This is a genomic window from Chryseomicrobium imtechense, from assembly GCF_041475995.1.
Taxonomy (GTDB): Bacteria; Bacillota; Bacilli; order Bacillales_A; family Planococcaceae; genus Chryseomicrobium; species Chryseomicrobium aureum.
In genome coordinates this window covers 138300-152409 of sequence record NZ_JBGOBM010000002.1, presented here as the reverse complement: position 1 = coordinate 152409, position 14110 = coordinate 138300, and the positions used below count along the sequence as shown (strand labels likewise).

Genomic DNA, 14110 nt, shown 5'->3' with positions numbered 1-14110 from the left:
CCTCGTCACAGGCTCCTGCGGGGTCTCACGTTCCGACTTTGACCCTACTGGAGTCAACACCTTCATTACACTCCACTAACAATCGATCATACAACTAAAAAAGAAATTCTATGATCATAATGTTTTCCGAAGAGCCCGGAAGCCAGGACGTCATTTCCCGTGCAATCGAAGTTTTGCCGAGACCCCGCAACTAGACGAAGTCGATGTGAGGAGGCTCGGTGAAACTTCCACAGGACAATGACGAGCTGGGTGTAGGGCTACATAAATTAAAGTGAACTCACTACCCGCAGCACAACTTCCGTAGAATTTTTTGCTGCTGTCGGTAAAAATTCGTCAAAACTCATTGGCGATTCTTTGCCTGCGATATCAGACAATGCGCGAATTACTACAAATGGAGTTCCGAATTGGTGACAAACCTGCGCAACAGCGGCTGCTTCCATCTCACAGGCTGCCATTGTCGGGAAGTGTTCGCGTGTTTCTTTGACACGTTCTGGGAGATGCATGAATGAATCTCCTGTTGCAATTAGACCTGTTGCTGAATGAATGCCCACAGCTTCAATCGCCTCTTGTGCTTTTTCGATCAAGCTTGCGTCTGCTGTAAATGCTGCTGGCATACCAGGGACTTGACCCATTTCATAACCAAAGGCACGGACGTCAACGTCGTGATGACGGACCTCTGTAGATACTACAATGTCCCCCACTTGTAAAGATGGGTCATAGCCACCTGCAGAGCCCGTGTTAATGACCACATCCGGCGAGTATTTTTCTAGTAAAATTGAAGTCGTCATCGCTGCATTCACTTTACCAATGCCACTTTTCACTAAAATCAATTCATGTGCTCCGTATGTGCCTGCAGTGAATTCACTGTTTGCAATTGTTTCCGTTGATGCATTCGAAAGCACTGCACGCAAGTGTTCAACTTCTTGCTCCATCGCACCGATAACTGCTACTTTCATTGTCATTCCTCCGTTATGGTAACTGATTCAACTTTTCGAGTTTTGTCGGTTTCCAACCTTGGCCATCGACCCACTCTAAATAAATACGATACATCTCTGATTTGTCTTTTGATGTAACTGTGCCAATTGACTTTTGCGGGGATCCCCCATTGCCTAAGAAAATCGTGTACATGTTATCAGCCGAAAGACCAGATGCATACTGAAGGGCTTTGATTTTTTCATCCCAATCGACTGTCCCTTTCGTGTAACTCGAGACATGTTCACCAGTTTGCGTTGTTCCTACCGGTTGCCAAGCTGTATTCACGATGACTTCATCCACAATAGGGTCCGTTGACGGTTCAGTCGTTACTTCCGCTTGTTCTTCAGTAGTATCTGTTTGATCTTCTTCTGTTGCTTCTGTTTCTTCAGTAGATTCTGCTTCATCTGTCGCTTCAGATTCCTCTGTCGTTTCAGCACCCGCGGTATCTTCTGACTCAACGTCTTGTTGGCCCTCATCCGTCACTTGCTGTTGCTCATCTCCAGGATCAGCTTCCACAGCGGTGTCGTCGTTTGAAGAAAGTAAATTTGCTAATGTAATAATAATCAGTAAGCCAACTACAGCTAGTAATGAATTTATAAGTAAATTCGCGCGTTTTTTCTTTTTCATTTGCGCACGTCTAGAAAATTCTTGCGTCATTTAGTTCACTCCTCATTGCTACAATCTTTTTTCATCTTACTAATAATCGGGATGAGAATCAACTGAGGCCCTGACAAAGCGAAAACTGCCTGACAGCGTCAAAGCTGCCAAGCAGTCTAGAATTACGAAATTGATACGATCTTAACGTCCATTTCTCCACCAGGAGTCATGATTTTTACATTTTCTCCGATTGTTCGGCCAAGTAAGCCTCGTGCAATTGGAGAATCATTTGAAATTAATCCTTCTAATGGATCTGCTTCAGCTGAACCAACGATTGTATACGTTTCTTCGTCTCCGTCTGGGATTTCGATAAATGTAACCGTTTTCCCAAGTGAAACTGTGTCATCGTTTGCATCTTCTTCAATAATGACTGCATTGCGAATCATAGATTCCAATTGTGAAATACGACCTTCGACAAATGCTTGATCTTCTTTCGCTGCATCATACTCTGAGTTCTCGGATAAATCTCCGAAGTCACGTGCTACTTTAATACGCTCAACAACTTCTTTACGTTTTACATTTTTTAAACTATCTAATTCTTCCTCTAACTTTTGCTTACCTGCAAGCGTCATCGGATATTGTTTGTCATTTGACATTCCTATACACTCCTTCTGTCTTATGTAACTTGTATCATCCTATTATACAATTCCATTACTTTCAAGAATAGCCTTAATTTTCGTAACCATTAAATCAATAGCTACTTCATTTTGGCCACCTTCTGGAATGATGACATCTGCATAGCGTTTTGTTGGTTCAATAAATTGGTTATGCATCGGTCGAACGACATTCAAATATTGTTCAACCACGGATTCTACTGTGCGCCCACGCTCATGAATATCACGTAATATACGACGAATGATACGTAAATCTGCATCTGTATCTACGTATAGTTTAATATTCATCAAGTCGCGAAGACGCTCATCTTCTAAAACTAGAATCCCTTCTAAAATAATGACATCTTTTGGATCGATCACGATTGTTTCATCCGAACGCGTATGACGTGCATAGTCATACACTGGTTTTTCAATCCCTTTACGTTCAAGTAAATGATTCACATGGTCAATCAATAAATCATTATCAAATGCTAATGGGTGATCATAATTAGTTTTCAAACGCTCTTCAAACTCCAGATGCGACTGGTCTTTGTAGTAAAAATCTTGTTGAATCACAACTACTGAGTGATCTTTGAACGCTTCATAAATGGCATTTGTTACACTTGTTTTTCCAGAACCGGAACCGCCAGCAATTCCGATAACTAATGGTCTTTTCACTTTACTAACCTCTTCCGCATCATATTGTTCGGGTGTACTTTGACAGGGCAATGGAACGTAACTTTTTGCAGTGGGTGACGTGCAGCATCTAGTTCATTGCCTTTCTCATCGTAGATTGGTGGTACAATCAATTTTATATTGTCGATTTGTGGCCCAAAAAACTCAATCTCATCACCAGGCTTGAAATAATTTCGCTGCTCTAAGGTAACGGTCTGAGACGTCTCGTTATAGTCTACCACAAGACCTACAAAGTCGTGTGTAACTTTGCGGCTGTGCACACCAAATAATTGTTGTTCATGTCCAGGTTCTCCTTCAAAAAACGCAGAAGCCGACTCACGATTGGCACATTTATCGAGTTCATAGACCCATTCTGGATCAAACGTAAAATTATCTGGATCTGCGCAATATGCATCAATTACTTTGCGGTAGACTTGTACGACTGTTGCTACATAATGAATCGACTTCATGCGTCCTTCTACTTTTAACGAATCGATTCCTAGCTCTATCATATGCGGAATAGATTCAATTAATTTCAAATCTTTCGGGCTCATCGCAAAAGGTGTAGTGAAGTCGTCTACTTTTTCCGCTTCCGTATTCTGTAGTACATAGTCCCAGCGACAGGACTGACAGCAACCACCCCGGTTTGAATCACGAGCAGTCATGTGATTGGACAGTGTGCAACGTCCACTATAAGCGATACACATGGCTCCGTGAATGAACGCTTCAATTTCGATATCGACTTTTTCTTTCATGAGTGCAATTTCATCTGCAGTAGTCTCACGAGCGAGAACTACTCGGTGCAATCCTTCGTCTTTCCAGTACTGCACAGCTTTCCAGTTGGATAAGGATTGTTGTGTACTTAAATGCAATTCAAGTTTCGGAGCATAGTTTCGGCACGTTTCAATAATCAATGGATCAGCGACGATAATCCCCGTTACACCCGTACTTTCAACAGCTTGCAAGTACTCTATCAATCCATCCATATTTTCATTGTGCGCAAAGATATTCGTCGTGACATAAATCTTCGCACCAAATTTCTTTGCGTACTCTACGCCTTCTTTCATCTCGGCAATCGTAAAATTTCCTGCATTCGATCGAAGTCCGTATTCTTGCCCACCTATAAACACTGCATCTGCTCCGTATTCAACCGCAATCTTCAACTTTTCAAGATTGCCAGCAGGAGCAAGTAATTCGGGCTTTTTTGTAATGACTCGTTTGCCATTTCGTAGTTCACTTTCCATGACTGCCATTTGATCTCCTCCTTAATACACTGACTCTTTGAAGAAAAATCCTGTGTCGAGTGGACGATGCGACGGCTGCATTTCTTCAAGTTGTTTAAAAAGTTCATTCTTCTGCTGTCGGTATAGTTTCGGTGATTCCTTGTAGAGATCGAGAGCCTTCCTGTACAATTTAGTCACTTTAACTGTATAGGCCTCGCTATGTAGAATTCCTTCAATGCGAATGGCATCAATTTCCGCTTCTAGAATTTCTTCTAGCTCATCAATCATGCACATGTCGTTCGGTGAAAAAATATGCGTGCCGTTCAGATCTTCATAGATTGGATAGCGATTTTCACGCTCTTTATCATAAAGCAACATCGCATCTTTTTGTTCCCGATTCTCAATAGGAAGTGCTTTTCCTTCATGCAAGTAATAGTGACCAAGAAGTGGACGCTTGGACTGGAACATACAACTCATTCCATGTACTTGAATCTCAATAGATACCTCTGCATTTTCTTTTACTTCAATCAGTTCGTCTAAACTCAGCTCACGTGCAAGATATGTGCGCGTTGCCCCTCGTTCACCCCAGTAGTTCGCTGTAAAGTAGTTCGTTGCTGTCTGCTCGGGGTTCCAAATGAGCGGTACTTCACTGTCGATTTCTCGATGTGTCATGATGATAGCCGGGTCTCCAAAATAAATGCCATCCACTTTTATGTCATTTAATTTGCGCATGTAGGGTGCAAGCGCATCCACTCGGTCGTTATGAAACAGTGCATTCATTGATACATAGACCTTTTTAGACAATGTATGCGCATAAAGTGTAATCTCTTCAATGTCCCTCAGGGAGAATTCTCCTGCAAGACGGAGGCCAAAATGCTCTTCACCTACAACAACTGCATCTGCTCCTGCATCAAGAAGTTTAAATGCATGTTGTACAGATTTTGGCGTTACAACTAGTTCAGTTAACATCGTACTCACCTCTTAATACTTACTAATAGTCCATCGCCTATCGGATAGAACTGACTGTCATAATCGGGGTTTGTTCGCAAATGTTCAGCAAATAAATGCAATTTGCGAACCATCGTGCGTTTTCGTCTCGGCACTTGCTCTATAGGCACTTGAGTCAACCCATTTAAAAAGATATTGTCGCTATAAATGACGCCTCCACTCTTGACTAACGGCGCGTACCGATCAAAGAACAATTGGTATTGTCCTTTTGCTGCATCAATAAAAAGAGCATCAAATGACTGTTCAGGGAACTCACTCAGATCCATTTCTAAAGCGTCTGCGTGAAAAAGAGAAATTTGCTGTGCATGCTCGCTTTTTGCAATGAATTGGTTCGCCGTCTCATACCGGTCTGCATCTCGTTCGATGGTTGTAATTGTCCGCTTTGGATTCGCTGCTGCCATGCGCAGTGCTGAGTAGCCAATCGCTGCCCCCACTTCAAAAACAGTTTGTGCATTTTGAAGCTGCAACAGATGAAGCAATGTGTCCATTCCTTCTGGTCGCATGATGGGTACGTGATGTAAGTCTGCGTACTGTTCCATCTCATGAAAAAACGCTGTTCGAGGTAAGCTGAACAGCTGTTGAAAGTCGTCTGTTTTCATTCATGTCTCCCTCTTTCTACTGGGAAGTCGTGCAAAAAAAATTCAATTTTTATCATACCATGACAGAGAAAAACTATCCACTAGCTAAAGTGGATAGTCTATCGTTAACGTAAATATTCTTGAATGTTTGCCAAATGTTCGTCATATGTCACTGCAAAATGATTCGTCCCGGAAGGATCTGCTAAGAAGTATAAATACTCAGAGCTTGATGGATCCATTGCTGCTTCAAGAGATGCTCGTCCAGCTCCCGCAATTGGACCAGGTGGCAATCCACGGTTGACATAGGTGTTATAAGGATCTTGAACTTCAAGATCCGCATAGAGCACGCGGTCTTTGTGTTCACCTAGTGCGTAAAGAACTGTTGGATCTGTTTGAAGAGGCATATCGATTTCTAAGCGATTATTGAATACGGAGGCAATTGTCTTACGGTCCGTTTGTGCAGTCGCTTCCTCTTCTAACAGCGAGGCAAACGTCAACAACCAATGGATGGACTGGCCACGTTCAGCCAAAATCTCACGATAGGGTTGGATATTGTCTTGTGTACCTTGTAACATGGCGAAAGCAATGGTCTCCATACTTGGGTTTTCTTCATAGAATGGATACGTAGCGGGATACAAATATCCTTCAAGTGAGTAGCGAACGTTTTCTGCAACTATTTCATCTGTCAGCAAGTCTGGGAATTGTTGACGTGCAAGCTCGACAAATTCTTCACTAGTGACGAGTGCAAAGAAATCTTCTGCTGAATGATTGGTACGTGCTTCAATAACGTCTGCAATCTGTTCAAGAGTTAATCCTTCTGGTATGTTCATCGTGAACACAGGTTCTCTATAAATACGACCAGATTTTAAACTTTCAATCAATTCATCGGGAGTCATCGATTGTGTCAATGTATAGTCACCGGCTTGAAAGTCGGATTCATTTTTAAATTTGACATAGTACTTGAAGATTCGCGCATCTCGAATGACATTATTGTCTTCAAGCGTTTGTGAAATTGTGTCAATACCAGAGCCGATTGGAATCGAGACAGCAATCGGGTCTTCATTTGTCTCGTCATACGGAGATAGACCATCTATAACGTAGTTATATGCAGAATATCCACCGATTCCACCGACAATGAGTAAAATGAGTACGACAGCAAAGACAATTCGACGTACAATCTTCACTTCTTTCTTCTTTTCTTTCATTTTTTCAAACATAATTTCTCTTTTACTTCCGTTTGGCACTTGGGCTTCCCCCTTTATCTTCAAATAGTATACTAGAAAAATCACAGAGGCGTCCACACATGAAAAAAACCGCCTCTATATATAGAGACGGCATCACTCCTATTATTGTTCTTGAATTCCGTATTCGTCGTCTTCTTGCTCGTCCATAAATGCACCAAGCGTCTCTTCGATCATATCCCATTCTTCATCCGTTTCGATTGGAAGAAGTTCGCCGTCCGTCCCGTCTTCTGAAGGAACGAATGAAGAAGCGTGGATCTCGATTTCTTCATTTTCATCTTCTGCATCTGCACCTACTGGGTAGTAAAGTACATAGGATTTTCCAAATTCATCTGATTCAAATGTTAGCAATACGTTACAAAGTTGCTCGTTGCCGTTTTCGTCAACGATTGTGATATGTTCTTGACCATGTTCCATTTTCTTCACCTCATCGATTTTTACTGTCTAAATATCCTTGAAGGATCATGACAGCCGCCATTTTGTCAATGACTTGCTTACGCTTTTTTCGGCTCACATCAGCGTCGATCAGCATGCGATCTGCAGCCATTGTCGTCAGTCGCTCATCCCATAATACTACAGGAAGATTGAATGTTTCTTTAATTAGCTCTGCAAAACGCTCACTAGCTTCAGCCCGTGGTCCGATGGTGTTATTCATATTTTTCGGATACCCAATCACGACTTCCGTCACAGTATACTCACGAATGAGTTCCGCTAATCGCTCAATACCGAACTCCTCGTTTTCTTCATGAATCTTAATCGTCTCGATTCCTTGCGCGGTCCACCCGAGGGCGTCACTGATTGCAACACCCACCGTACGTGTACCGACGTCTAAACCCATTTTACGCATCTTTGCCCTCATTTGTATGTCGGATATAGAACCGAACTAGTTCTTCTAAAATTTCGTCACGCTCTAATTTGCGGATGACATTTCGGGCGTCTTGATGACGTGGAATATAAGCAGGATCTCCAGAAAGCAAATACCCAACGATTTGATTGACCGCGTTGTACCCTTTCTCTTCAAGCGCATCATGCACATGTAGCATGACGTGTTTGACATCCTCTTCCATTGATTCGTCTTGAACATTAAATTTCATTGTTTTGTCAAAGGAATCCATAGTATTCAACACCCTTCCTGTCCAACTCATGGAACTGTACTTTTAGTATACCCCATGACCGATGAAGAAGGAACTTATTTCACTAGTTCGTCAATGGATTTGAGTGCGTCCTGGAGCTTCGAACCATCTTTCGCACCAGCCATAGCAAAGTCTGGACGTCCTCCACCTTTTCCGCCACACAGTTCCGCCACATGCTTCGCGATGTTCCCAGCGTGCGCGCGTTCACCTGCGATATCTTTTGTCACACCCGCAGCAATCATGACTTTTTCACCTGCAACAGCACCTAGTACGACGACACCTGAAGCAAGTTTTTGTTTCAAATCATCGACGAGTTGACGCAATTGATTATTGTCCTTTGCTTCCACTTTTGCAGTCAATACAGAAACACCATTGACGTCACGAACAGACGATAACAATTCTCCTGCTTGGTTGCTTGAAAGTTTAGCAGATAGTGAGCCATTTTCTTTTTGAAGGTTCTTCACTTCAGCAAGTAGTGCCTCTACTTTTGCTACAATTTCACGTGGTTGCGCTTTAATCAGAGCAGCAGCTTGTTGCAATCGTGCCTCTTCGTCTTTCATTACTTCGTAAGCAGCTTGTCCAGTGACCGCTTCAATGCGTCGTGTACCTGCTCCAATACCGCCTTCAGAGAGAATTTTGAATATACCAATTTCAGCAGTTGAGGATACGTGACATCCTCCACACAGTTCTAATGAGTAATCACCCATCTCTACAACGCGTACGATGTCTCCATATTTTTCGCCGAATAGTGCCATAGCACCGCGTTGTTTTGCCTCATCGATTGAATGGAAACCTGTTATAACAGGTGTGGATTCCCAAATCTTCTCGTTCACAATGCGCTCCACCTGCTCAAGCTCTTCTTTCGTCGCTTGACCAAAGTGTGAGAAGTCAAAACGCAAACGGTCTGGTCCAACATAGGAACCCGCTTGGTTGACGTGTGTTCCTAAAACATCTTTCAATGCTTGGTGTAACAAGTGTGTTGCCGAGTGATTTTTAATAGTTTTTTGACGAAGTTCTGGATCTACTTCAGCCGTTACGTCCATACCCACTCGAAGTTCACCTGATTCGATGATCACCGAATGCAAGTTTTGTCCGTTTGGCGCTTTTTGCACATCTTTTACGCGTCCTAAGAAGTGATCGTTTGAAATTTTCCCGATATCTGCGATTTGCCCACCACTTTCAGCGTAAAACGGAGTACGGTCTAGAACGAGCTTCACTTCATCGCCTTCAGTAGCTGATTCTACTTTATCCGCTCCTAGAACAATTGTCGTGACTTTTCCAAGTGTCTTCAGTTGATCGTAGCCAATGAATTCACTGTCGTCGTGAATTGACGCAAAGACTTCGGACTGCACTTGCATAGAATCTACATTTTGACGCGCTGCACGTGCACGACTGCGCTGGCCTTCCATTTCACTTTCAAAGCCTGGGCGATCAATTGTCATACCTGCTTCCTCAGCATACTCCTCTGTAAGTTCTACAGGGAAGCCATACGTATCATACAGTGCGAATACTGTCGCCCCTGGTACAACTGTTGAGCCTTGCGTTTGCTGTTCTGTGACAGCACGAGACAAGATGGACAAGCCGTCTGCCAATGTTTCATGGAAACGTTCTTCTTCTGTCTTGATTACGCGCATGATAAATGCCTCTTTTTGTTTCACTTCTGGGTAGAATACTACCATCAACTCGCCAACTACTGGTACAAGTTCAAACAAGAATGGCTTCTCAATGCCTAGTTGTTTTGCAAATCGAACTGCACGACGTAGTAAACGGCGAAGAACATACCCGCGTCCCTCATTTGATGGAAGCGCACCATCTCCAATGGCGAATGCTACTGTGCGAATATGGTCAGCGATGACTTTGAACGCCACGTCTTTGTCTTTCGATTCTCCGTACTTCTGACCGCTGATCTGTTCCGTTTGCTGAATGATCGGCATGAACAAGTCTGTATCAAAGTTAGTTGGTACGTCTTGCACAACCGATGCCATACGCTCAAGCCCCATACCTGTATCGATGTTTTGTTTTGGAAGTGGCGTATATGTGTGGTCAGGATTATGATTGAACTGAGAAAATACCAAGTTCCAAATTTCTAAATAACGTTCGTTCTCTCCACCCGGATACAATTCTGGATCTTCAAGATCATTTCCATACTGCTCTCCGCGGTCGTAGAAAATTTCAGAGTTTGGTCCACTCGGGCCTTCTCCAATATCCCAGAAGTTCCCTTCTAATCGAATAATGCGCGCTTCTGGAACGCCAACTTCATCTTTCCAAATCGCATACGCTTCTTCATCCTCGGGGTGAACGGTAACAGATAGCAGTTCCGGATCAAAGCCCATCCATTTTTTGTCCGTCAAAAACTCCCAAGCATAATGAATTGCTTCTTTTTTAAAGTAGTCACCAATCGAAAAGTTCCCAAGCATCTCAAAGAAAGTGTGGTGGCGCGCAGTCTTTCCGACATTCTCAATATCATTTGTACGAATTGATTTCTGTGCATTTGTGATACGTGGATTTTCCGGAACGACTCGGCCATCAAAATATTTCTTCAGTGTCGCGACACCTGAGTTAATCCATAAAAGTGACGGATCATTGATTGGAACAAGCGGTGCACTCGGCTCTACTTGGTGCCCCTTTTCAATAAAAAATTCAAGATACAGTCTGCGGATATCATTTCCTGAAAGTTGTTTCATACGTGTTCCTCCTTAAATTTTCCAGACGAAAAAAGAAAAAGCCTTCATCCCCAAAGGGACGAAAGCTTAGCATTCGCGGTACCACCCTAAGTTGCAAAGGAGTCCTTTGCATCTCAAAATGCCGTAACGTGGCGGACGGCAGGGTTTGCCTGCACTCGGAAGTAGCTTTCCTGACCCGTCGTTCGGAAGCTCTTGCAGCCGAGGAACTTCTTTCTATACCGGAAGAATCAGTACTCTTTTCGTCATCGTGTTTCGTATTCTGCCTTCATCATACAAAAGGTGTACATCAACTGTCAACGTCTTGGGTCATAAATTGATGTGGTGTAATTCCCTCCATACCAATCATCGGATTGATGGAAAGGAGTGTATCTTCCGTCAACTCATACGTTTGTCCTTCGACAGGTTCCATTGGCTCGGCTTCAGGAGACAGTCGCTCAATCAATGTTGTGAACCGTAAGTTGTCATCATTGCGTTCGATTCCGATTTGGAATGCTTGTGGATCTCCGCATAAAATCAAGTAGTTTTTCGCGCGTGTAATAGCTGTATAGAGAAGATTGCGTCGTAGCATTTTCATATATCCACGTGTAATCGGCAAGATGACCATCGAGAACTCACTGCCCTGAGATTTATGAACGGAACAACAGTACGCAAGCGTTAATTGGCCAAGATCGGATTTTTCATACGTCACTTCAATTCCATCAAAGGAAACGATCATAAGCTCTTTTTTCTCTACATTTTCGTTCGCTTTGAAAATACTGATGACTTCCCCCATATCCCCGTTAAATACATTCGATTCCGGTTGATTGACGAGTTGAAGCACTTTATCTCCGATACGGTATACAGCATCTCCAAATACCATTTCTTTTCGCGTACCATCTGGGTTGGCGTTGACCATTTCTTGAATCATTTTATTGAGCGCATCAATGCCAGCAGGTCCTCTATACATCGGCGCTAATACTTGAAGGTCCCGAATGGTGAATCCTTTCGCGAGTGCACTGGAGACGACCTGTTCGACGACTTTCGGAATTTGGTCCGCGGACGCTGGTATGAACGAACGGTCTTTCGTTTTAGAGAGCAAATCTTGCGTCGTCTTCCCAGATTTCATCGCATGGGCTAACTCAATGATCGACGACCCGTCTGCTTGGCGATAAATGTCTTGAAGTTCAACAACAGGCAGGCGTCCACTAGCAAGTAGATCTTTTAAAACTTGTCCCGGCCCTACAGGTGGAAGCTGGTCTTGGTCCCCAACTAGGACGACCTGTGAAGTTTCTGGAATAGCACGAAGGAGTTGATGCGCAAGCCAGCAATCAAGCATTGACGTCTCATCAATAATAATAAGACTTGCTTCGACCGGTCGCCCTTCTGTGTCTTCCGTGTCCTGTCCGGTAAAGCCAAGCAACCGATGAATCGTCATCGCGGGAAGTCCCGTGGATTCACTCAGCCGCTTGGCAGCCCGTCCGGTCGGCGCCGCCAATGCAATCGGGAACGGCTTGCCTTCTTTCGCCCATTCTTTAGGGTCCAGTGATAAACCGTTGAGGTCTGCATACAGTTCGACGATGGCGCGAACGACCGTCGTTTTCCCCGTTCCAGGTCCACCTGTCAGAATCGAAATTTGATTGTTAAGCGCCATTTCAATCGCTTTTCGTTGAGTAGGTGCATAGGTTACACCAAAGTCCGCTTCAATCGAAGACAACGATTCGTTAATCAACTTCTTTTTAAAGCCTTTGAATTTCGCTTGTACAAGACGTTCTGTTTTCGTTGCGATTCCAACTTCTGAAAAGTAGAGCGACGGCATATACACACGGTTCTGCTCAACGACGACTTTACTCTCTTCCCCAAGCTCTATCACAGCTTTTGCAAGTGCGTCATACTCCATCTCAACTGCTTGCGATTTTTCGAGAAGTTGTTTCACATCCTCTAGCAATTGGTCAGTTGGGACAAAAATGTGCCCTTCTGATAAAGATGCCTGATTTAAAAGATACAAAATTCCCGCCTTCATGCGGTCCATATGACTGCCTTCGATTCCGAGTTGTGACCCGAGTTCATCTGCCCGACCAAAGCCGACCCCTTCTACATCTTCAATGAGACGGTAGGGATTGTCGTTTAATTTTTCAAGCGTTTCTTCTCGGTAGTTTTGGTAAATTTTCATAGACAACTGTGGACCGAAGCCCCATTCATTGAGTTGTACCATGATGCGTTCCATCCCGTGATTCTGTTGCAAGCCGTTTATAATGGTATCCCGTTTTTCTTTTGTCAGTCGAGGAATCGTCTTTAAAACATCTGGAGAATCCAATATTTTTTGGAGCGCATTTTCGCCGAGCTTTTTGACAATTGTCTGCGCGGTTTTAGGACCAATACCCGGAAAGAGATCGGATGACAAATAATGCACGACGCCTTTTACGGAATCTGGTTTGTCCCGGACAAATGTATCCACAGCAAATTGTTGTCCGTACCTCGGATGATTTTTTAATTGCCCATAAAATGTATAACTTTCGTCTGTCGATAGTTTTGGAAAATAGCCGACTATAATTCCTTCTTTATCGGTATATGTAGTGTTTGTCGATTTGATTTTCACTTTCAAAATCGAGTACAGATTATCTTCATTATGAAAAATGGAGACAATCGGCCGACCCGAAACAAACAATTTGTCCTCATTTCGTTCCGTCATCCGATCGCCTCCAGTATTAGTTTCGTAATCGAATCATGTCCGCCATGTAGCGAGCTTGATCGTAATTTGGTTCGATTTCAAGAGCCTTATCTAAATGATGTAGTGCTGGCTCTGGGTCTTCTTGAGTAAGTGCAAAAAGAACACCCAAATTGTAATGGGCATCTGCATGCTCCGGGTTTTCTTCAAGCAACTGTTCAAGTAGAGGCTTCGCTTCAGCAAATAATTCATTGGATGCAAGTAAGATGGCGTAATGTAGCGTGATTTCCGCATCTTCTAGTGCGAGTTCATGAGCACGCTGCGCATATGGCAGTGCAAGCTTTCGCTCATCTGTCATTTGAAGAGATTTTGAAAGCATGTAATGCCCGTCAGCACCCTCTAAGTTTGCACGGATTGCCCGCTCGTATAGTTTTGCCGCTTCTTCAAATCGTTCTTGATTGTAATAGAGATTTGCTAGACCGTAATAAGCCGTTGCTGCTTGTTCATTCAAAGTCAGTGCTTTTTGAAAAAATCGCTCAGCTCGCTCTGCATCATTCATGATGGCTAAAAGATTCCCGAAATTGATATACCCTACTTCATTTTCAGGCTCTTGTTCAATCGCTTGTGTAAAAGCTTTCGCTGCTTCTTCATAATCTCCTGTATGCATCGCGTGGATGCCTGTCTCATTCCAGTTCATCG

The 14110-nt window shown here is 43.4% G+C and carries 14 protein-coding genes; all 14 read right to left on the bottom strand.

Annotated features, from left to right (window positions below; genetic code table 11):
- Positions 1-266: 266 nt before the first annotated feature.
- The gene (gene mtnN / locus AB5N96_RS02390; RefSeq protein ID WP_204590229.1) at positions 267-956 is read right to left on the bottom strand and encodes a 5'-methylthioadenosine/S-adenosylhomocysteine nucleosidase; all 690 of its coding nucleotides are present in this window, start codon (positions 954-956) and stop codon (positions 267-269) included.
- A 13-nt stretch (positions 957-969) separates the two neighbouring features.
- Entirely contained in the window at positions 970-1632 is a 663-nt protein-coding gene (locus AB5N96_RS02385; RefSeq protein WP_204590230.1) for a YrrS family protein, read from the bottom strand.
- 122 nt (positions 1633-1754) lie between these two features.
- Positions 1755-2228: a transcription elongation factor GreA gene (gene greA / locus AB5N96_RS02380; protein ID WP_204590231.1), complete on the bottom strand. Its 474-nt coding sequence runs from the start codon at positions 2226-2228 to the stop codon at positions 1755-1757.
- A 42-nt stretch (positions 2229-2270) separates the two neighbouring features.
- Positions 2271-2903, bottom strand: coding sequence for a uridine kinase (udk, locus tag AB5N96_RS02375; protein ID WP_204590232.1), 633 nt, complete (start codon positions 2901-2903; stop codon positions 2271-2273).
- Positions 2900-4153: a peptidase U32 family protein gene (locus AB5N96_RS02370; protein ID WP_499704557.1), complete on the bottom strand. Its 1254-nt coding sequence runs from the start codon at positions 4151-4153 to the stop codon at positions 2900-2902. Before AB5N96_RS02370 ends, udk begins: the two co-directional genes overlap by 4 nt.
- 12 nt (positions 4154-4165) lie before the next feature.
- Positions 4166-5092 (bottom strand): peptidase U32 family protein, encoded by a 927-nt coding sequence (locus AB5N96_RS02365; protein WP_204590234.1) that lies wholly within the window; start codon positions 5090-5092, stop codon positions 4166-4168.
- 5 nt (positions 5093-5097) lie between these two features.
- On the bottom strand, positions 5098-5730 hold the full coding sequence (locus tag AB5N96_RS02360; RefSeq protein WP_499704556.1) for an O-methyltransferase: 633 nt from the start codon (positions 5728-5730) through the stop codon (positions 5098-5100).
- 104 nt (positions 5731-5834) lie between these two features.
- The gene (mltG, locus tag AB5N96_RS02355) at positions 5835-6953 is read right to left on the bottom strand and encodes an endolytic transglycosylase MltG (protein ID WP_499704555.1); all 1119 of its coding nucleotides are present in this window, start codon (positions 6951-6953) and stop codon (positions 5835-5837) included.
- 102 nt (positions 6954-7055) lie between these two features.
- A complete protein-coding gene (locus tag AB5N96_RS02350) occupies positions 7056-7367 on the bottom strand; it encodes a DUF1292 domain-containing protein (RefSeq protein WP_204590237.1) in 312 nt (103 codons plus the stop codon).
- 10 nt (positions 7368-7377) lie between these two features.
- On the bottom strand, positions 7378-7797 hold the full coding sequence (gene ruvX, locus AB5N96_RS02345) for a Holliday junction resolvase RuvX (RefSeq protein ID WP_204590238.1): 420 nt from the start codon (positions 7795-7797) through the stop codon (positions 7378-7380).
- Positions 7790-8065 (bottom strand): IreB family regulatory phosphoprotein, encoded by a 276-nt coding sequence (locus AB5N96_RS02340; protein ID WP_204590239.1) that lies wholly within the window; start codon positions 8063-8065, stop codon positions 7790-7792. Before AB5N96_RS02340 ends, ruvX begins: the two co-directional genes overlap by 8 nt.
- A 74-nt stretch (positions 8066-8139) precedes the next feature.
- Positions 8140-10767 carry an alanine--tRNA ligase gene (gene alaS / locus AB5N96_RS02335; RefSeq protein WP_499704554.1) on the bottom strand — a complete coding sequence of 876 codons (2628 nt, stop codon included), beginning with the start codon at positions 10765-10767 and terminating at the stop codon, positions 8140-8142.
- 286 nt (positions 10768-11053) lie between these two features.
- Positions 11054-13435 (bottom strand): SF1B family DNA helicase RecD2, encoded by a 2382-nt coding sequence (gene recD2 / locus AB5N96_RS02330; protein WP_392453952.1) that lies wholly within the window; start codon positions 13433-13435, stop codon positions 11054-11056.
- Between the two features lie 16 nt (positions 13436-13451).
- Entirely contained in the window at positions 13452-14108 is a 657-nt protein-coding gene (locus AB5N96_RS02325; RefSeq protein WP_204590242.1) for a tetratricopeptide repeat protein, read from the bottom strand.
- Between the last annotated feature and the right edge of the window lie 2 nt (positions 14109-14110).

What these genes read in the sequence shown, in the direction of transcription:
- alaS (WP_499704554.1), bottom strand. Translation starts at nt 10,767, where the DNA reads ATGAAACAACTTTCAGGAAATGATATCCGCAGACTGTATCTTGAATTT.
- AB5N96_RS02370 (WP_499704557.1), bottom strand. Translation starts at nt 4,153, where the DNA reads ATGGCAGTCATGGAAAGTGAACTACGAAATGGCAAACGAGTCATTACA.
- AB5N96_RS02360 (WP_499704556.1), bottom strand. Translation starts at nt 5,730, where the DNA reads ATGAAAACAGACGACTTTCAACAGCTGTTCAGCTTACCTCGAACAGCG.
- AB5N96_RS02365 (WP_204590234.1), bottom strand. Translation starts at nt 5,092, where the DNA reads ATGTTAACTGAACTAGTTGTAACGCCAAAATCTGTACAACATGCATTT.
- mtnN (WP_204590229.1), bottom strand. Translation starts at nt 956, where the DNA reads ATGAAAGTAGCAGTTATCGGTGCGATGGAGCAAGAAGTTGAACACTTG.
- AB5N96_RS02325 (WP_204590242.1), bottom strand. Translation starts at nt 14,108, where the DNA reads ATGAACTGGAATGAGACAGGCATCCACGCGATGCATACAGGAGATTAT.
- AB5N96_RS02385 (WP_204590230.1), bottom strand. Translation starts at nt 1,632, where the DNA reads ATGACGCAAGAATTTTCTAGACGTGCGCAAATGAAAAAGAAAAAACGC.
- AB5N96_RS02350 (WP_204590237.1), bottom strand. Translation starts at nt 7,367, where the DNA reads ATGGAACATGGTCAAGAACATATCACAATCGTTGACGAAAACGGCAAC.
- ruvX (WP_204590238.1), bottom strand. Translation starts at nt 7,797, where the DNA reads ATGCGTAAAATGGGTTTAGACGTCGGTACACGTACGGTGGGTGTTGCA.
- recD2 (WP_392453952.1), bottom strand. Translation starts at nt 13,435, where the DNA reads ATGACGGAACGAAATGAGGACAAATTGTTTGTTTCGGGTCGGCCGATT.
- greA (WP_204590231.1), bottom strand. Translation starts at nt 2,228, where the DNA reads ATGTCAAATGACAAACAATATCCGATGACGCTTGCAGGTAAGCAAAAG.
- AB5N96_RS02340 (WP_204590239.1), bottom strand. Translation starts at nt 8,065, where the DNA reads ATGGATTCCTTTGACAAAACAATGAAATTTAATGTTCAAGACGAATCA.